The organism is Brevundimonas sp. AC546, from assembly GCF_979258305.1.
The window spans coordinates 2,220,818-2,237,581 of the sequence record NZ_OZ409849.1 but is presented as its reverse complement, the minus strand read 5'-3'; the positions used below and the strand labels follow the sequence as shown (position 1 = coordinate 2,237,581).

The window sequence follows — 16,764 nt, the reverse complement described above, 5'->3', positions numbered from 1 at the left end:
CATGAAATGGGGAGGAGACAGCAGGTCCTTGACCGCGCCGAACTAAGCAGCGACATCGCGCCGCATGTCCGCCCTGCCCGTCGACCCGCACCTCTATTCGACCTTCCTCGGCGTGATGGCGGTGATGGCGATCACGCCTGGCCCGGCCAATCTGTTCGCCGTCGCCACCGGCGTCGAGAAGGGGCGCGCCTCGGCCCTCGTCGGGGTTGTGGGGATGAATGCGGCGACCCTGGTGTGGTTCGGCGCGGCGGCCCTGGGTCTGGGCGCCCTGGTCAAGGCCTTTCCCGCCGCCTTCAGGGTCATCGCCGTCCTGGGCGCCCTCTATGTCGCCTGGCTGGGGATCAAGGCCCTGCGCGGCGCCTTCGCCACCGCCGCCCAGCCGGACCATGTCGTCGTCAAGAAGGGGCGCAGCGCCCTGATCGACGGGTTCGCCGTCCAGATCGCCAACCCCAAGGCCATCCTGTTCTTCACCGCCGTCCTGCCGCCTTTCGTGGATGTGAACCGGCCGGTCGCGCCGCAGATGGCGATGTTCGCCGTCGCCGCCATCGGCATGGATATGCTGTCGATGAGCGCCTACGCCCTGTCGGGCGCCGCGCTGTCGCGTCGCATGCAGCAACCCCGTTTTCGGCGCGGTTTCGGGGTGTTCGTCGGCATCCTATTGCTGATGGCCGCCGTATTGATCGTATTGCGGCTCTAGACGCGGCCCCGCTTCGTCCTAAGTTGATCGGGACATCGCCGTTCATGCGTCGTTCAGCCGCCAGCGCGCCCTATAGGGCGATCAAGGAGTTGATTTTTATGAAAGCTCTACCCTTCAAGGCCCTGGCGATGACCGTCGCCGCTGGTCTTGCATTGGCCGCTTGCGCCACCGCCACCCCCTATCAGCCCGCCGGCTTCAACGGCCAGCGCGGCGGCTATGCCGAACAGCGTCTGGAAAACGACCGTTTCCGCGTCAGCTTCTCCGGCAACTCGCTGACCTCGCGCGAGCAGGTCGAGCAGTCGCTGCTGTTGCGTTCCGCCGAACTGACGGTCGAGAGCGGTTACGACTGGTTCGCCACCGTCAACCGCGCCACCGATCGCGACACCCGCTTCGTCGGCACGCCCGATCCGTTCTACTCGGGCTACAACCGCTTCTACAGCCCCTACTGGGGTCCGTCGTGGCGCTACTATCGCAGCGGCTTCTGGAGCCCGTGGGACCGTTACGGCCCGTGGGGCGCCAACGACTTCGACGTGCGTCAGGTCGATCGCTTCGAGGCCAACGCCGAGATCGTGCTGGGCCGCGGACCCAAGCCGGCTGGCGATCCCAACGCCTTCGACGCCCGCGAGGTGATTCAGAACCTCGGCCCGCAGGTCACGCGACCGGCGGCGTAAGACAAAAGCCCCTCTCCACGGCGTGGAGAGGGGCTTTTTCGTTTACCCCACGCGCGGCGACTTCAGCCGGCGCTTGTTCGAGTGGGTGGCCGGCGCCTCGCCCAGGTCCTCCGGCACCTCGCCCTTGAAGTAATACCGCTGCCACGCCTCCTTGGCCGCATCGGGGTCGCCGCCGGCGAGACGCTGGTTGAAGTCGGTGCGGGCGCGGTTCCAGGCCTCGAACTGACCCTTCATCACCGGGTTGGATTCCAGGGTGCGGATGATCGGCTGGAACTGCTCGACCTTCTTGTGCTCGATCAGATTGATGAAGCAGAAGGGCTCGCCCTTTTCGAAGCTGATCCGGCCCGGCCGGGTGAAGATCCAGTTCATCGTGAAGGGGAAGGGCAGCCAGTCGGTCTCGATCAGCCCGACCAGCGGCTGGATCCCGTCCTTCACATGGTTGGGCGACCCCGAGCACATCATCCCCCAGCCCGGCGGCGTGCGGAACAGATACTGGGGATGCATGGTCAAGACGCCGCGCGAGAAGTGCGAGGTGACGAAATGATCCAGATCGTGCTGGGGCCGGTCCGGCGTGATGACGATGTCTTCCTGACGCGGGCCGCCGTTCCACTCGGCCGAGAAGCCGAATGGACACAGGATTTCCCACCCCGTGGTGTTGGCCATGTTCAGCGGCAAACAGCGATAGGGGTGGCGGCTGATGAAGGCGTCCATCCAGTTGCGCGACTGGCGACCGGGCACCAGATCCGGCGGCCGGGCCGTCATCGGATAGCATTCCAGTTCCAGCGGGCGCGTCTGCACGGTATCGACCATGATCATTTCCTAACGCCCGAAACCCGACGGCTCAACCATGACTGACGAACCCGCCGCCACACCGGCGTTCGACCGCGAGACATTGACCGTCTGGCTGACCGCGAACGGCGTGGATCACGTCACCCACGACCACCCGGCCGTGTTCCGCGTCGAGGAGGGGCTGGACCTCAAGGCCGACCTGCCCGGCGCCCACACCAAGAACCTGTTCCTGAAGGACCACAAGAGCCGGCTGTGGCTGATTTCGGCCCGCCAGAACACAGTCATCGACCTGAAGCGCGCGGCGGCCGCCATGGGCTCGGGCCGGCTGTCGTTCGGCAACGAGGCCCTGATGTACGACACTCTGGGCGTCCGCCCCGGCTCGGTGACGGCGCTGGGCCTGATCAACGACATCGACCGCCGGATAACCTTCGTCCTGGACCGCCGCCTGTGGGACGCCGACATCGTCAACTTCCACCCCCTGACCAATACGGCGACGACGGCGCTGGATCAGACGGCCTTCCGCCGGGTGCTGGCTTTGTTGGGACGCGAGCCGGTAGTAGTGGATTTCGGCATTATGGGGGAGGTTGAATGCGAGATCGGTGGGCAATAACGATGTGGACGCTTGCGATAATTTCGCTCGCAGTAGCGACCCTATCCTTCTTAGGTGTAAACAACCTGATCCGGGAGAGTTGGATATGGGTCACGTCTTCGTATGCGTGGTTGCCGCTCGTCGGGCTATCAACCTTCTGCATGTTGCAACGCGGAGTGCGTGAACATCAAACGGCAGTCCTCCAGAGTCGCACCGATTGGTACAAACCCTCACTGGCGCTTAGAGGCTGTCTATGTGTGGCTACCTTGATCGGCCTGGCGTCATATTTCTGGGAGGCCGGTTAGCGTTGCCTTTGCGCCGTCGTCACCGCCTGACCGCCGTCGAAGATCGTCACCGCGTCGCCGTCGAAGACGAACTGAAGATCCCGCTCCGTCGCGGCAAACCGCGTCTCGCTGACCGCAAAGAGAACCAGCGACAGATCGCCTGACTGCATCCGCAAGCCCAGCCCCTCGACCGACAGGGTCACGTCGCCGAAATCCGGCGACCGATACCGACCGGCGAATGATGGCAGGCGCGCCGCGTCGAACGATGCATCGACGGGCGGCGGCGCATAGGGCGGCGGGCCGTGATCATAGCTGACCACCCGGGCCATCCGCCATCGTCCGTCTTCGCGGCGCCAGACATCGGCGAACCGGGCGCGGGCGCTGATATGCTCGGCCTTGCCGTCCTGCCGGACGTAGAACTGATGGTCCCCGACGAGGAAGATGTTGCGGTCCGCCAACGGGAAGGCCTGGACCGTGCCCTGGACGACTTCGCGGCGCAGATGCTGGCCCGCCGTCCCGCACGGTCCGTTCATCAACGAGGCGACGATGGCGTCGCGCCCACGCGTCAGGCCGGTGATGTCGTGATAGAATTCCGCTTCCTCGGTGAAGGCGTCTGCCATCCGATCCCGGTCGCAGTCATTATAGGCGGCCCAGAAGGCCTCGTCCGCCTGCTCCACCTCGGCCGCTGGGGTTGGCGGGGCCTCAGCCGCGCCCGCCAGGGATGCCACGAGGATTGCTGCGATGATGATCATGGCTTCCCACTCGTGACGATCCTGACCTCAGGCTTAGAGGACAGGAGGCGGCGAGCGGCTCTAACGGATGCAGCGCGGCCCACATTCTCTTGGCGCCGCCGACCGCTTGAACCCCGCGACCGAGGCCCCATCTCGCTATTCATGGCCGATCAGCAGGGGAGCAAGCGGTGATTTCAGACGATTCAGACGAATTAGACTTTGTTTTTTGCGGCCCCCGTCTGAAATCCCGGCGCGACCCTATCGCCGCTTGATGCCGACGCATCCCGACGCCATCTGAACCGTTGACCCTGACTGACCCTGCACGGACTTCGCCCATGACTTTGCTCGATCCGACCCTGACCCCCGGCCACTCTGGCGACGACCTGATCAAGGAAGGCACCGACGCCTCCTTCATGACCGACGTGATTGAGGCGTCAAAGCATCAGCCGGTCATCGTCGATTTCTGGGCCACCTGGTGCGGGCCGTGCCGGACCCTGGGGCCGGCGTTGGAGAAGGGCGTGCGCGCCGCCAAGGGGGCGGTGAAGATGGTCAAGATCGATGTGGACGCCAATCCGGCCTATGCGGGCCAGCTGCGCGTGCAGTCGATCCCGACCGTGTACGCCTTCGTCGACGGCCAGCCCGTGGACGGCTTCCAGGGCGCGATCCCGGACAGCCAGATCAAGGCCTTCATCGACAAGCTGACCGGCGGTCCAAATGGTGGAAGGGGGGGCGGCTCGACCGAGACGGCGCAACTGCTGGAGCTGGGTGAGGAATTGCTGGGCCTGAACGACTTCGGCGGCGCGGCCCAGGCCTTCGCCCATGTCCTGTCGATCGAACCCGAGAACGAAAAGGCCATCGCTGGCATGGCGCGGGTCTATCTGGGCGGCGGCGACCACGAACAGGCGCTGCAGACCATCGCCATGGCGCCGCAGGACTCCAAGGAGCCGACAGTCCAGAGCGTGCGCGCCCAACTGGCCCTGGCGGCGAAGGCTCCATCAGGCGCTTCGGCCGAGTTGGAGGCCAAGGTCGCGGCCGATCCGAACGATCACCAGGCCCGGTTCGACCTCGCAGAGACCCAGAGCGCGGCCGGCGATTTCCAGGGCGCGGTCGACAATCTGCTGCACATCATCAAGGCCGACCGCGAATGGAACGAGCAGGCGGCGCGCAAACAGCTGCTGGTCATTTTCGAGGCCGCAGGCCTGACGTCAGACGTGTCCAAGGACGGGCGGCGTCGGCTGTCCTCCATCCTGTTTTCCTGAGCGTATCGGAGTCTTCATGCCCCAGGGCTATGTTCGAGCGCTCGATCTGCCGCAGGTGATCCCGGTGTTCCCGCTGGGCGGGACCATCCTGCTGCCGCGCGGGCAATTGCCGCTGAACGTCTTCGAGCCGCGCTATCTGAACATGGTGGACGACGCCATGGCCGGGGATCGGATCATCGGCCTGGTCCAGCCCAATGGCGGAACCCCTGCCCTGCCCAGCCTGTCGCCGATCGGCTGTGCGGGGCGGATCACCAGCTTCGCCGAGACTTCGGACGGGCGGTATCTGATCACCCTGACCGGAGTGTCGCGGTTCCGCATCGCCGCCGAGATGCCGTCCAAGGCCCCCTATCGCCAGATCCGCGCCGCCTTCGAGGCCTATGAATCCGACCTGGCGTCTCCGCCGGAAGAACCGGATTTTGACCGCGAGGCCTTCCTGGACGCCCTGCGCGCCTATATGGCCCACCGCCTTCTGGATATCGACTGGGAGACCGCCGAGAGCGCGCCGATGGAGGCCCTGGTCAACAGCCTGTCGATGGCCCTCCCGTTCGAACCGGCCGAGAAACAGGCGCTGCTGGAGGCCATGGGCCTGATGCCCCGCGCCGAGGCCCTGACCGCCCTGCTGCGCATCGACGCCGCCGACGCCGGTGACGACGCCGCGCCGTCCATGCAATAAGCGGCCACGCTTTCAGGAACCCGCCATGAGTGATGCTTTCAACACCCCCGTGTCCGTCGACCCTCGCCTGCTGGAGGTGCTGGTCTGCCCGGTCACGCGCGGCAAGCTGACCTACGACCGCGACGCCAACGAACTGATCTCCGCTGGGGCCAAGCTGGCCTATCCGATCCGCGAAGGCGTGCCGATCATGCTGGCCGAGGAAGCGCGTCAGATCGACTAATTTCTCGCCTACCCTCCCCTCGTCATCCTCGCCCTTGTGGCGAGGATCCATACTCTCGGTTCATGTCGTGCCCCCCAGTTTCGACGGAGCGTATGGATCCTCGGCACAAGCCCGAGGATGACGGATGGAACGACGCCTCTCTTCCCTCGTCCAAGGATCCACTCATGCTGAAAATCGCCATCCAGATGGACCCGATCGAGGCCGTCGACATCGCCGGGGACACCACCTTTCTGATGGCGGAGACGGCCCAGGCGCGCGGGCACAAACAGTGGGTCTATGACTTCCGCACCCTGGCCCTGGAAGAGGGCCGCCTCTACTGCCGCGCCCGGCCGATCACCGTGCGGCGCGAGGTCGGAAACCACGTCAGCTTCGGCGACTGGGAAAAGCTGGATTTAGCCGAGGACGTGGACGTCATCCTGATGCGTCAGGATCCCCCGTTCGACATGGCCTATGTCACCGCCACTTATCTGCTGGAGACGGTCCATCCGAAGACCCTGGTGGTCAACGACCCGGCCCAGGTGCGTTCGGCGCCCGAGAAGCTGATGGTCACCGCCTTCCCCGGCCTTCAGCCGCCGACCCTGATCTCGGCCGACCCCGTCGCCCTGACCGCCTTCCACAAGAAGCACGGCGAGGTGGTTCTGAAGCCGCTGCACGGCAACGGCGGCTCGGGGGTGATCAAGCTGCGGGCCGACGATCCCAACCTGGACGCCCTGATCGAGATCCACGCCGGCGCCAGCCGCGACCCTCTGGTGATCCAGAAATTCATCCCCGCCGTGTCCAAGGGCGACAAGCGCATCATCCTGATCGACGGCGAGCCGGTCGGCGCCATCAACCGGGTGCCGGCGGCAGGCGCGGTGCGGTCGAACCTGCACGTCGGCGGCACCGCCATGCCGGTCGAACTGACGCCCCGCGACCTTGAAATCTGCAAGGCCATCGGCCCGACGCTCAAGGAGCGCGGCCTGATCTTTGTCGGCATCGACGTGATCGGGGACTATCTGACCGAGATCAACGTCACCTCCCCCACCGGCGCTCAGCAGTTGAAGACCTTCACCGGCATCGACGCCACCGCCCTGATGTGGGACGCCATCGAAACTAGGCGCGCCGCACAGGTTGCGTGACCGCCACTTGAATTAGATTTCAGTTCATGGTTCGTTCTCTCGCAGAAGCGGGAGGACGTCATGGTCGCACGGGTTGTCACGGTCGCCTTCGACGGGGTGGAGGCCCGGCGCGTGGACGTCGAGGTCCAGCTGGTGGGCCAGAACCGCGAGACGGTCTTCACCATCGTCGGCCTGCCGGACAAGGCGGTGGCCGAAAGTCGCGAGCGGGTGCGCGGGGCCTTTTCCGGCATCGGCCTGGCCCTGCCGGCGGCGCGGATCATCGCCAATCTGGCCCCCGCCGACCTGCCCAAGGAGGGCAGCCATTTCGACCTGCCCCTCGCCCTCGCTCTGATGGCGGCCATGGGGGTGATCGCGCCCGACGCTCTGGACGGATGGGCGGCCATCGGGGAGCTGGGGCTGGACGGGCAGATCGCGCGGGTCGGCGGCGCCCTGCCGGCCGCTGTCGCCGCCGACGCCATGGGCCTCGGTTTGATCTGTCCCGAAGCGACGGGACCGGAGGCGGCCTGGGCCCGCGGCGCACGCATCCTGGCCCCGCGCTCGCTGATCGCCTTGGTCAACCATTTCAAGGGAACCCAGGTGTTGCGCGCGCCCGAGCCCGGCCCGCTGGCCAGCGGCAAGGCCGTGCCCGATTTGCGCGAGGTCAAGGGGCAGGAAAGCGCCAAGCGCGCGCTGGAGATCGCGGCGGCCGGCGGCCACAATCTGTTGTTTATCGGCCCGCCGGGATCGGGCAAGTCGATGATGGCGCAACGGCTGCCGGGTCTGCTGCCGCCCCTGACCTCGCAGGAACTGCTGGAGACCTCGATGGTCTGGTCTGTCGCCGGCCTGATCGAGCGTGGCGCACTGACGCGGGATCGACCGTTCCGCAGCCCGCACCACTCGGCCTCGATGGCGGCGCTGACGGGCGGCGGACATCGCGCCAAACCGGGTGAGGCGTCGCTGGCGCACAACGGAGTGCTGTTCCTCGACGAGCTGCCGGAGTATTCCGCCCAGGCGCTGGATTCGCTGCGGGCGCCGCTGGAGACCGGCGAGATCGTGGTCGCCCGCGCCAACGCCCACATCCGCTATCCGGCGCGGTTCCAACTGGTGGCGGCGATGAACCCGTGCCGCTGCGGCATGGGCGGGGCCGGACGCGGCGCCTGCGGCAAGGCCCCGCGTTGCCAGCGCGACTATCAGAACCGGGTGTCGGGGCCGATGTTCGACCGGATCGACCTGACGGTGGAGACCCCGCCTGTCACCGCCGCCGACATGGCTCTGCCCCCACCCGACGAAGGCACGGCCGAGGCCAGGGCGCGCGTCGCGACCGCCCGCGCCATGCAGGAAGACCGGGTGCGCGAGGCGGGGCTGGAACCGACGCAAGGCCTGAACGCCCGCGCCTCGGGCGACACCCTGGACCGCTTCGCCACTCCGGACGAGGCCGGGCGGATGCTGCTGATGCGGGCGGGAGAGGCCGGGGGCCTGACGGCGCGCGGCTGGACCCGCACCCTACGTCTGGCGCGCACCATCGCCGATCTGGACGGCTGCACCGGCGTGCTGCGCCGCCATATCGCCGAGGCCCTGATCTATCGCCGCAACACCGTCGGCGCCGAGGCCGACTTCGACCGGCGCGTGGCGTCGCGCGATGCGGCTTTCGGCATGCGCGAAGATGACGGAGAACAGACTCCCTTCCTTCATTCGTGACGGTCGCGAGATGGAGGGATCCTTAACCCGCAGCCTCTAGGGTCCCTGCGAACGGGGAAGCGACCATGGCGCGACGCACAGCGACGAAGCGGATCGAGGAGCAGGCTTTGCAGCCTGTCGATCCCGCCCAGCAATTCCTGCGGCTGATGAGCCACGAGATGCGAACCCCGCTGAACGGCGTGATCGGCATGATCAACCTGCTGCAACGGACGCGACTGGACGGCGCCCAGCGCGCCTATGCCGAGAACGCCCGCCAATCGGCCGAACACCTGTTGGGTCTGGTCAACGACCTGCTGGACTTTGCGCGGCTGGAGGCCGGGGCGCTGGAGTTCGACTTGGCGCCGGTCGATCTGGAGGGCCTGGTGCGCGGCGTCGCCGAACTGCTCAGTCCGCGCGCTCATGACAAGGGGCTGGAGATTGTCTGGTCGGTCGCCGCAGACGCGCCGGACGTGCTGGCCGATGAAGGCCGTCTGCGCCAGGTGCTGTTCAACCTCGCCGGCAATGCGGTGAAGTTCACCGAGACCGGCGGCGTGCGGATCACGGTCGAGCGCGCCGGCGGCAGCGCGGGCCGCCCGCGCCTGGCCTTCTTGGTCGACGACACGGGGCCCGGCGTCGCGCCCGAGGCCCGCGCGCGCATCTTCGAGGAGTTCGGTCACGCCGATTCCTCCGACGCCGTGCGCCATGACGGCGCCGGCCTGGGGCTGGCGGTCGTGCGCAAGCTGGCCGCCGCCATGGAGGGTTCGGTGCGGGTCGAGGATCGGCCCGACGGCGCCGGCGCTCGCTTCCGCTTCGAGGCCGCCTTCGCCGCTGTCGCCGTGGCGCGTGACAAGCCGCTGCGAAATCACACGGTCGCCGTGCGTTCGCCCGACCCCTTCGTCCTGTCCGCCGCCGTCGCCCAGATCTCAGCGTCAGGAGGTGTGATCGAGGATCAGGCGCCGGTGACGCTGGTCGATCATGCCGGCGTCGCCGCGGGCGCCCTGGCCGTCCTGCCGGCCACCGGTCGCGGCATCGTCCTGCTGAAGCCGTCCGAGCGCGATCTGATCGCGCGCTATCGATCCGCCGGCTTCCATGGCTACCTGATCAAACCCTTGCGCCGGGCCTCCCTGGCCGAACGTGTGTTGGCGGCCGTCGGGGCCGAGGCCGGCGACCGCAGCATCGCCAATACCCCCGCCCCTGTAGAAGACGACCGCGTCTCGCCCGTGCAGTTCGCCGGCATCCGCGTGCTGCTGGCCGAAGACAATCCCGTCGGCGCGCTTCTGGCTCGCACCCTGCTGCGCCGCGAAGGCTGCACCGTCGAGACCGCCGCCACCGGCGAGGAAGCTGTCGCGGCCCTGAAGCGCGCGCGCTACGATGTCGTCTTCATGGACATGCGGATGCCGGGCATGGACGGCCCCGCCGCCGCCCGCGCCATCCGCGCCGGAGGCGACACGACGCCGATCCTGGCCCTGACCGCCAACGCCTTCGCCGAGGATCGCCGCGCCTGTCTGGAGGCAGGTATGGACGACCATATCGTCAAGCCGCTTGACGCCGACGCCCTGCGCGCCGCCCTGGCCCGCTGGACGAAGCGCGACATCCGCGCCAAGGTCGGCTAAGTTACAGGCGCCCGCGTTTCCGGCCGCCGCGCCGGAGCCGTGCATGACCGACCAAGCCACCCCCGCCGCCAACGGCAAGTCTGCCGGACGCTTTGGCGGTCTCGCCGTCTATGGCGAGCGGCGCGTCTTCATCATGCTGCTGCTGGGCTTTTCGGCGGGCCTGCCCAACCTGCTGATTTTCGACACCCTGACCACTTGGTTGCGCGAGAGCGGCCTAACGCTTGAAGTGATCGGCTTCTTCGCCCTGGCGACGCTGTCCTACTCCCTGAAATTCGTTTGGGCTCCGCTGATCGACCGGACCGCCGTGCCTCTGCTGACGCGACTGCTGGGCCATCGCCGGGCCTGGATGCTGGTGACCCAGGCGGTGATCGTCTTCGGCCTGTGGTCAATCTCGACCCTGAATCCGTCCAACGCCCTGATGGCAGTGGCCGGTTTCGCCGCCCTGGTCGGCTTCTTCGGCGCCACCCAGGACATCGTCATCGACGCCTGGCGGATCGAGGCCGCCGACGACAGCCGGCACGGCGCCATGGCCGCCGCCTATCAGCTGGGCTACCGCGTCGCCATGATCGTGGCTGGGGCCGTGCCTCTGGTGCTGGCCGATCTCTACAACTGGAACCTCTCCTACGCCGTGATGGCCGCCCTGATGGGCATCGGCATCGCTGGCGTCCTGTTTGCGCCGCGAGAGAAGGCGCACTCGATCCGTGCCATCCCGATAGGCGACGTGCCGTCACGACCGAAACTGGAAATCTTTGAGTGGATCGCCCGCCTCGCCGTCATCGGCGTGGCGGCCATGTTCCTGGGCTCAGGCCTGACGGGACAGTCGGCGCCGCTAAACGCCCTGTTCGGTCTGTTCGGCTTGAGCGTGGACGGCAAGGCGGCGGTAGCAGCCCTCCTGTCCGCCAAACCCGAGGGCGTCTATCTGCAGTTCGCCCTGGTGTTTGCAGGTCTGGCCGTCATGGTCCTGGCCTGCTGGCCCCTGCCGGGCATGAAAACGCGGCCCGGCGCCTATCTGGCCGGGTCGTTCGGCCAGCCGCTGGCGGACTTCTACCGACGGTTTTCAGGCGTCGCGACCCTGATCCTGGCCCTGATCTGCGTCTATCGCCTGGCCGACTTCGTGCTGAACATCATGCCGCCCTTCTACATCGACTTGGGCTTCTCCAAGACGGAGTTGGCCGAGGTGCGCAAGGTGTTCGGCGTGATCATGACCACCCTGGGCGTCTTCATCGGCGGCTGGTCTGTGGCCAGGCTGGGCCTAATCCGCACGATGGTCATCGGCGCCTTCATGAGCCCAGTTTCCAACCTGATCTTCGCCTGGCTGGCGACCCAGGGACACAGCCTGTCTGCCCTGACCGTCGCCATCGGCGTAGACAATATCTCCAGCGGCTACGCCGGGACGGCCCTGATCGCCTATATGTCCAGCCTGACGTCGATCGGCTTCACGGCGACCCAATACGCCCTGTTCACATCGCTTTATGCCCTGCCCGGCAAATTGATCGCATCGCAATCGGGCCGGATCGTGGAGGCCTCGGCCCGAGCCGCGGAGGGGACGGGACCGTTCGCTGGCCTGCGCGCACTATTCGCCAATCTTCAACCCGGCGTGCTGACCACCGGGGCGGCGACCAGCGGCGTCACCCCTGCCGCCCTCGGCGCCGGCTATGTCGCCTTCTTTCTTTATTCGGCGGTCATCGGCGTTTTCGGCATCGTCCTGGCCTTCATCGTAGCCGGCAAGCAGACCGCCTTGCAGGAACGACAGAAGGCGACGGCCGAACAGAACGCGGCCATTGCCGCGACCGAGGGTCAGCCGTCCTGAAGCCTTAGCGCTTCAGGAAGCCGCCGATCATGTCGCCCAATCCGCCGGGCAGCTTGCCCAACAGGTCGTCAGCGCCGTCGATCTGACCGCCGGGGGTCAGGCGGTCGATGGCCTCGGGCAGCAGACCTGCCAGAGTCTCGCCAGCCTGCTGAGGCGAGACGCCCATCTTGGCGGCGATGTCGGCGATGGGGCCGTGGCCCAGGACGGCCGTGATTTGCTCAGGCGAGATATTGGCGTTTGGGCCAGTGCCGACCCAGGAGCCGACCACGTCGCCCAAGCCCGCCTGGCCGAACTTCTCCGCCAGGCCGCCGATGCCGCCTTGGCCCTTGAGCAGGTCGCCCAATCCGCCTGCGGCGTCGTCGCCCAGGCCCTTCACCACATTGTCGAGAAAGCCCATCGTCCATCTCCTATTGATTGCGCACCGTAACACCGTCGTGCGACGGATACGAGAAAGGCCCGCCGGGGGTCCGACGGGCCTCTTCCAGATCCAGCTTTCGCCGAACCCTTAGTTCTTGGCGTCGTTGGCGCCGGTGGTGACGGCCGAACCGGCAGCCGAGACGTCGCGGCCGGCGCCGGCGATGGTGTTGCAGGCCGACACGGCCAGAGCGGCGGCGACGATGGTCAGAGTGATGATCTTGCGCATGGTGTGAACCCCTTGTTGGTATGGTCAAGCTCCGTCCAAACGCCGACCTGGAACTTGGGTTGCATTAAGCGACGCCGTATCGGGATTTTACCCGGACGTGTCGGATCGCCGCAACATCTGCGACATTGACGGCTTGCGCTCGACGGATACGGCCCCGAAGGTGCGCCCCTGTTTTACGAGGGGTTGTCCATGCGTCGTCTTCTGATCTCGTCCGCCGCCATGATGGCGGTGCTTTCCGCCGCGCCCGTAATTGCCCAAACGACGGCGGCGCCGGCGCCGGCAGCCGAGGCCCCAAGCGAGGACGCGCGTCTGAACGCCTTCTTTGAACAGGCCTTCCAGGCCCGCATCGCGCTGAGCCCGCAGCAGATGACCTCGCTGGGCATCAAGACCGATTACGACAAGCTGGACGACGTGTCGGATGTCGCCGCTGATCGGGCCCTGGCGCTTCAGGAAGCCCAGTTGGCGCAGATGAAGGCCCAGTTCGACCCGCAGAAGTTGGGCCCGCAGGCGCGGCTGTCGTGGCGGATCTTCGAATACGGCGTCCAGCAGGCGCGACTGTCGAACCAATGGCGCGACTGGGGCCTCCAGTTCGCGGCCAACGGCAACCCGACCACCAGCCTGCCGGTCTTCCTGATCAACAACCACCGCGTCGCCAGCGTCGCCGATGCGGAGGCCTATGTCGCCCGCCTGCGCGCCGCCGAAACGCAGATGGATCAGGTCGCCGATGAACTGCGTCAGCGCGCGGCGGCGGGCGTGGTCTCGCCCCGCTTCGTCTTCGCGCCGTCCATCGCCAATACGCGCAACGTCATCTCGGGGGCCCCGTTCGACGGCGGCGCGGACAATGCGGTCTGGGCCGACTTCAACAAGAAGGTCGCGGCGCTGGAAATCGATCAGGCCACCAAGGACCGGTTGCTGTCCGAAGGCAGCGCCGCCCTGACCGGCCCCTACAAGGCCGGGTTCGACACCGTGCTGACGGCCCTGGCCGAGGTGCAGCCCAAGGCCGACAGCGATGCCGGGGTGTGGCGCCTGCCGCAGGGTGAGGCCTATTACAACGCCCGGCTCCAGCTCTCGACCACCACCGACCTGACCGCCGACCAGATCCACCAGACCGGTCTGGCCGAAGTCGCCCGCATCCAGGCCGAGATGGAAGTCATCAAGACGCAGGTCGGCTTCACCGGCTCGCTGCAGGACTTCTTCGCCTTCCTGAAGACCGATCCGCGCTTCCAGTATCCGAACACGCCGGAGGGCAAGGAGCAGTATCTGACGGACGCGCGCGGCTTCATCGCCCAAGTGATGGCGGCGGCCCCGCAATGGTTCTCGACCCTGCCCAAGGCGGCCTTGGAAGTGCGGGCGGTCGAGCCGTTCCGCGAGGCGACGGCCTCGATCGCCTTCTACAACTCGCCGGCGCCGGACGGGTCGCGGCCGGGCATCTATTACGTCAACCTGTCGGACATGACCCAGGTGCTGAAGCCCCAGATCGAGGGCATCAGCTATCACGAAGGCGCGCCGGGCCACCATTTCCAGATCGCCTATGCGCAGGAGATCGAGGGCCTGCCGCGCTTCCGTCGCTTCGGCGGCTACGGCGCCTACGCCGAGGGCTGGGGCCTGTATGCCGAGCAGTTGGGCAAGGAGATGGGCTTCTATCAGGACCCCTATTCCGATTTCGGCCGACTCTCGACCGAACTTTGGCGCGCGGTGCGTCTGGTGACCGACACCGGCCTGCACGCCAAACGCTGGAGCCGCGAACAGGCGATGGACTATTTCCGCCAGAACTCCCTGCTGTCCGAGCGCGACATCGAAAAGGAAGTCGAGCGCTACATCACCAATCCCGGCCAGGCCACCAGCTACAAGATCGGCGAGTTGAAGATCGAGGAACTACGCGACCGGGCCAAGGCGGCGCTGGGCGACAAGTTCGACATCAAGGACTTCCACGCCGTAGTCCTAGGCTCCGGCTCTGTGCCGCTGGACGTGCTGGAAGACCAGGTCGACGGCTGGATCGCGGCGGGCGGCGGGGCGCCGAGGGCTTAGACACGCCCTTCTCCCATTGGGAGAAGGTGCTCGAAGAGCCGGATGAGGGTCGGCCGGTGGGCCCTGGTCGCATCACCCGGCCCTCACCCTTTCGCGCAAGAACGACGGCTACGCCGCCGTGCGCTCAAGCCCTCTCCCAACGGGAGAGGGAGGCAATAATGCGCTTTTCGTGTATGAGCCGCCGCCATGCCCTTCACCGCCACCGTCCTGACCATGTTTCCCGAGGCCTTTCCCGGCCCGCTCGGCGTGTCTCTGATCGGCACGGCGTGGCGCGAGAAGGGCCTGTGGAGCCTGGAAACGGTTGACATTCGCGCCTTTTCCACAGATACGCGCGGCTTCTTGGACGACACCCCTGCGGGTGGCGGCCCGGGAGCTGTGCTTAAGGCGGACGTGGTGGCTCGGGCGGTGGATAGCCTGTCGGGACCGACCAACCCTTCTAGGGGGCGGCCGCTTTTGTACATGAGCGCCAGGGGTCGGCCCCTGACCCAGGCGCGCGTCAAGGAATGGGCCAAGGCCGACGGCATCGTCGTGCTTTGCGGTCGTTTCGAGGGGGTGGACCAGCGGGTGCTCGACGCACGCGGGTTCGAGGAGGTCTCGGTCGGAGACGCGGTTCTCGCTGGCGGCGAGGCGGCGGCGATGGTCGCGATCGAGGCGTGCGTAAGACTGATCCCCGGTGTGCTTGGCGCGGCAGACAGCCTGTCGTCCGAAAGCTTCGAGGATGGGCTTCTGGAACACCCGCAGTACACGCGACCGCGGACGTTCGAGGGCTTGGAGATACCCGAGGTGCTGGTGTCGGGCGACCACAAGAAGGTCGCGCAATGGCGCGAGACGCAACGGGAACAGACAACGCGGGAGCGGCGACCAGACCTCTGGGAAGCGCATCTCGCCAAATCACAGCTAAAGGGCGCAAAGCCCGAGGAGAAATGACATGAACATCGTTCAACAGCTGAACGCCGAAGAAAAAGCCCGCGTCCTGGGCGAACGCAAGATCCCGGTCTTCCAGCCCGGCGACACCCTGCGCGTCAACGTGAAGATCAAGGAAGGCGAGCGCGAGCGCGTCCAGGCCTTCGAAGGCGTCTGCATCGCCCGTGACGGCGGCGGCATCAGCGAAACCTTCACGGTCCGCAAGATTTCGTTCGGCGAAGGCGTCGAACGCAAATTCCCCATTCTGTCGCCGAACATCGAGTCGATCGAAGTGAAGCGCCGCGGCGTCGTGCGTCGCGCCAAGCTCTATTACCTGCGCGATCGTCGCGGTAAGTCGGCCCGTATCGCCGAACGCCAGACGGTTCGTCCCGTCAAGGGCGCCGTGGTTCCGGAAACCGGTTCGGCCTCCAAGGGCGACGAAGCGTAGTTTCAGACACGACACTGAAATGACGAAGGCCCCGGCGTTTCCGCCGGGGCCTTTTTCTATTCCACCGTCAGCGACTACTGCGGATAGAGCGGGTTGTCCGCGTCGCGCTGGCCTTCCAGGCTGTGCTTCAACGCTTCCATCTGCTCATGCTCGGTCTTCACCGCCGCATAGGCCCGCCGGATCGTCTCGCGGGTCGTGGCGGAAATTCCGGTATCCTCCAGCGCCTTTTCGTATTTGCCGGCGATGAAGCCCTCGCCGCTGTTGATCGAACCGACGACGGAATCGTCGTTGCGCAGCAGGGCATGTTTCACGTCAAGGAAGGCCCGGTGGGCCTTGGCCAGGATCGAGCCGTCGGATTCGGGATCGCCGCCCAGGCCGCGCACGGCGGCGCACAGGTCGTCTACGACCTGCTGGCGTTCGGCGCTGCGGCGCTCGAACAGGGTGCGGTAATGCGGGTCCTGCGTCTGTTCGGCGGCTTCGCGATAGCCGTCGGCGCTGTCCAGCGTGGTTTCGATCAGGCCGTTCAAAACCTTGATGTCGTGGGCGTTGGGGTTGGTCATCTCGTCTATCCTTCCGCTGTTGCGGTCGAACGGCGAAATGGTCGGGCGCGGCGAAGGTTGCCGCCCTGCGAC

18 protein-coding genes are annotated in these 16,764 nt (G+C 66.7%); 13 read left to right on the top strand and 5 right to left on the bottom strand.

Annotated elements, in window-relative coordinates; translation table 11 throughout:
- The first annotated feature begins 64 nt into the window (after positions 1-64).
- On the top strand, positions 65-697 hold the full coding sequence (locus tag ACZZZD_RS11070; RefSeq protein WP_463435005.1) for a LysE family translocator: 633 nt from the start codon (positions 65-67) through the stop codon (positions 695-697).
- 98 nt (positions 698-795) lie between these two features.
- The gene (locus ACZZZD_RS11065) at positions 796-1,368 is read left to right on the top strand and encodes a CC0125/CC1285 family lipoprotein (RefSeq protein WP_463435003.1); all 573 of its coding nucleotides are present in this window, start codon (positions 796-798) and stop codon (positions 1,366-1,368) included.
- A 42-nt stretch (positions 1,369-1,410) separates the two neighbouring features.
- On the opposite strand, the gene ACZZZD_RS11060 is transcribed toward ACZZZD_RS11065, so the two are convergent.
- Positions 1,411-2,178: a DUF6065 family protein gene (locus tag ACZZZD_RS11060; RefSeq protein ID WP_463435001.1), complete on the bottom strand. Its 768-nt coding sequence runs from the start codon at positions 2,176-2,178 to the stop codon at positions 1,411-1,413.
- 37 nt (positions 2,179-2,215) lie between these two features.
- On the opposite strand from ACZZZD_RS11060, the gene ACZZZD_RS11055 reads away from it, so the two are divergent.
- On the top strand, positions 2,216-2,767 hold the full coding sequence (locus ACZZZD_RS11055; RefSeq protein ID WP_463434999.1) for a prolyl-tRNA synthetase associated domain-containing protein: 552 nt from the start codon (positions 2,216-2,218) through the stop codon (positions 2,765-2,767).
- Positions 2,768-3,047: 280 nt separating this feature from the next.
- On the opposite strand, the gene ACZZZD_RS11050 is transcribed toward ACZZZD_RS11055, so the two are convergent.
- Positions 3,048-3,782, bottom strand: coding sequence for a nuclear transport factor 2 family protein (locus ACZZZD_RS11050; RefSeq protein ID WP_463434997.1), 735 nt, complete (start codon positions 3,780-3,782; stop codon positions 3,048-3,050).
- A 314-nt stretch (positions 3,783-4,096) separates the two neighbouring features.
- Between ACZZZD_RS11050 and ACZZZD_RS11045 the strand changes: the two genes are divergently transcribed.
- The 7 genes from ACZZZD_RS11045 to ACZZZD_RS11015 all read left to right on the top strand — a co-directional run bounded on the left by ACZZZD_RS11045 (position 4,097) and on the right by ACZZZD_RS11015 (position 12,110).
- Complete coding sequence (locus ACZZZD_RS11045; RefSeq protein WP_463434995.1) at positions 4,097-5,020, top strand: tetratricopeptide repeat protein; 924 nt, start codon at positions 4,097-4,099, stop codon at positions 5,018-5,020.
- 16 nt (positions 5,021-5,036) lie between these two features.
- Positions 5,037-5,693: an LON peptidase substrate-binding domain-containing protein gene (locus ACZZZD_RS11040; protein WP_463434993.1), complete on the top strand. Its 657-nt coding sequence runs from the start codon at positions 5,037-5,039 to the stop codon at positions 5,691-5,693.
- Between the two features lie 25 nt (positions 5,694-5,718).
- Positions 5,719-5,913 carry a Trm112 family protein gene (locus ACZZZD_RS11035; RefSeq protein ID WP_017505027.1) on the top strand — a complete coding sequence of 65 codons (195 nt, stop codon included), beginning with the start codon at positions 5,719-5,721 and terminating at the stop codon, positions 5,911-5,913.
- A 164-nt stretch (positions 5,914-6,077) separates the two neighbouring features.
- Positions 6,078-7,031, top strand: a complete 954-nt coding sequence (gene gshB, locus ACZZZD_RS11030) for a glutathione synthase (RefSeq protein WP_463434991.1) — start codon at positions 6,078-6,080, stop codon at positions 7,029-7,031.
- Positions 7,032-7,091: 60 nt separating this feature from the next.
- Positions 7,092-8,708, top strand: coding sequence for a YifB family Mg chelatase-like AAA ATPase (locus ACZZZD_RS11025; protein WP_463434989.1), 1,617 nt, complete (start codon positions 7,092-7,094; stop codon positions 8,706-8,708).
- Positions 8,709-8,773: 65 nt separating this feature from the next.
- Entirely contained in the window at positions 8,774-10,300 is a 1,527-nt protein-coding gene (locus ACZZZD_RS11020; RefSeq protein ID WP_463434987.1) for a response regulator, read from the top strand.
- Between the two features lie 43 nt (positions 10,301-10,343).
- A complete protein-coding gene (locus ACZZZD_RS11015) occupies positions 10,344-12,110 on the top strand; it encodes an AmpG family muropeptide MFS transporter (RefSeq protein WP_463434986.1) in 1,767 nt (588 codons plus the stop codon).
- A 4-nt stretch (positions 12,111-12,114) separates the two neighbouring features.
- Here the strand turns inward: ACZZZD_RS11015 and ACZZZD_RS11010 are convergent, their stop codons facing one another.
- The gene (locus ACZZZD_RS11010; RefSeq protein WP_463434984.1) at positions 12,115-12,507 is read right to left on the bottom strand and encodes a YidB family protein; all 393 of its coding nucleotides are present in this window, start codon (positions 12,505-12,507) and stop codon (positions 12,115-12,117) included.
- A 108-nt stretch (positions 12,508-12,615) separates the two neighbouring features.
- On the bottom strand, positions 12,616-12,753 hold the full coding sequence (locus tag ACZZZD_RS11005; protein WP_055754663.1) for an entericidin A/B family lipoprotein: 138 nt from the start codon (positions 12,751-12,753) through the stop codon (positions 12,616-12,618).
- A 189-nt stretch (positions 12,754-12,942) separates the two neighbouring features.
- Between ACZZZD_RS11005 and ACZZZD_RS11000 the strand changes: the two genes are divergently transcribed.
- The 3 genes from ACZZZD_RS11000 to rplS all read left to right on the top strand — a co-directional run bounded on the left by ACZZZD_RS11000 (position 12,943) and on the right by rplS (position 16,132).
- Complete coding sequence (locus tag ACZZZD_RS11000; RefSeq protein WP_463434982.1) at positions 12,943-14,781, top strand: DUF885 domain-containing protein; 1,839 nt, start codon at positions 12,943-12,945, stop codon at positions 14,779-14,781.
- A gap of 186 nt (positions 14,782-14,967) precedes the next feature.
- Positions 14,968-15,708 carry a tRNA (guanosine(37)-N1)-methyltransferase TrmD gene (trmD, locus tag ACZZZD_RS10995; RefSeq protein WP_463434981.1) on the top strand — a complete coding sequence of 247 codons (741 nt, stop codon included), beginning with the start codon at positions 14,968-14,970 and terminating at the stop codon, positions 15,706-15,708.
- Position 15,709: 1 nt separating this feature from the next.
- Positions 15,710-16,132, top strand: a complete 423-nt coding sequence (rplS, locus tag ACZZZD_RS10990; RefSeq protein ID WP_463434980.1) for a 50S ribosomal protein L19 — start codon at positions 15,710-15,712, stop codon at positions 16,130-16,132.
- Positions 16,133-16,206: 74 nt separating this feature from the next.
- Here rplS and ACZZZD_RS10985 read toward each other — a convergent pair whose 3' ends face one another.
- Entirely contained in the window at positions 16,207-16,692 is a 486-nt protein-coding gene (locus tag ACZZZD_RS10985; RefSeq protein WP_463434979.1) for a PA2169 family four-helix-bundle protein, read from the bottom strand.
- Positions 16,693-16,764: the final 72 nt, after the last annotated feature.

What these genes read in the sequence shown, in the direction of transcription:
- ACZZZD_RS11045 (WP_463434995.1), top strand. Translation starts at nt 4,097, where the DNA reads ATGACTTTGCTCGATCCGACCCTGACCCCCGGCCACTCTGGCGACGAC.
- ACZZZD_RS11000 (WP_463434982.1), top strand. Translation starts at nt 12,943, where the DNA reads ATGCGTCGTCTTCTGATCTCGTCCGCCGCCATGATGGCGGTGCTTTCC.
- ACZZZD_RS11070 (WP_463435005.1), top strand. Translation starts at nt 65, where the DNA reads ATGTCCGCCCTGCCCGTCGACCCGCACCTCTATTCGACCTTCCTCGGC.
- ACZZZD_RS11015 (WP_463434986.1), top strand. Translation starts at nt 10,344, where the DNA reads ATGACCGACCAAGCCACCCCCGCCGCCAACGGCAAGTCTGCCGGACGC.
- ACZZZD_RS11025 (WP_463434989.1), top strand. Translation starts at nt 7,092, where the DNA reads ATGGTCGCACGGGTTGTCACGGTCGCCTTCGACGGGGTGGAGGCCCGG.
- rplS (WP_463434980.1), top strand. Translation starts at nt 15,710, where the DNA reads ATGAACATCGTTCAACAGCTGAACGCCGAAGAAAAAGCCCGCGTCCTG.
- ACZZZD_RS11005 (WP_055754663.1), bottom strand. Translation starts at nt 12,753, where the DNA reads ATGCGCAAGATCATCACTCTGACCATCGTCGCCGCCGCTCTGGCCGTG.
- ACZZZD_RS11040 (WP_463434993.1), top strand. Translation starts at nt 5,037, where the DNA reads ATGCCCCAGGGCTATGTTCGAGCGCTCGATCTGCCGCAGGTGATCCCG.
- trmD (WP_463434981.1), top strand. Translation starts at nt 14,968, where the DNA reads ATGCCCTTCACCGCCACCGTCCTGACCATGTTTCCCGAGGCCTTTCCC.
- ACZZZD_RS11055 (WP_463434999.1), top strand. Translation starts at nt 2,216, where the DNA reads ATGACTGACGAACCCGCCGCCACACCGGCGTTCGACCGCGAGACATTG.
- ACZZZD_RS11020 (WP_463434987.1), top strand. Translation starts at nt 8,774, where the DNA reads ATGGCGCGACGCACAGCGACGAAGCGGATCGAGGAGCAGGCTTTGCAG.
- gshB (WP_463434991.1), top strand. Translation starts at nt 6,078, where the DNA reads ATGCTGAAAATCGCCATCCAGATGGACCCGATCGAGGCCGTCGACATC.
- ACZZZD_RS11035 (WP_017505027.1), top strand. Translation starts at nt 5,719, where the DNA reads ATGAGTGATGCTTTCAACACCCCCGTGTCCGTCGACCCTCGCCTGCTG.
- ACZZZD_RS11010 (WP_463434984.1), bottom strand. Translation starts at nt 12,507, where the DNA reads ATGGGCTTTCTCGACAATGTGGTGAAGGGCCTGGGCGACGACGCCGCA.
- ACZZZD_RS11050 (WP_463434997.1), bottom strand. Translation starts at nt 3,782, where the DNA reads ATGATCATCATCGCAGCAATCCTCGTGGCATCCCTGGCGGGCGCGGCT.
- ACZZZD_RS11065 (WP_463435003.1), top strand. Translation starts at nt 796, where the DNA reads ATGAAAGCTCTACCCTTCAAGGCCCTGGCGATGACCGTCGCCGCTGGT.
- ACZZZD_RS10985 (WP_463434979.1), bottom strand. Translation starts at nt 16,692, where the DNA reads ATGACCAACCCCAACGCCCACGACATCAAGGTTTTGAACGGCCTGATC.
- ACZZZD_RS11060 (WP_463435001.1), bottom strand. Translation starts at nt 2,178, where the DNA reads ATGGTCGATACCGTGCAGACGCGCCCGCTGGAACTGGAATGCTATCCG.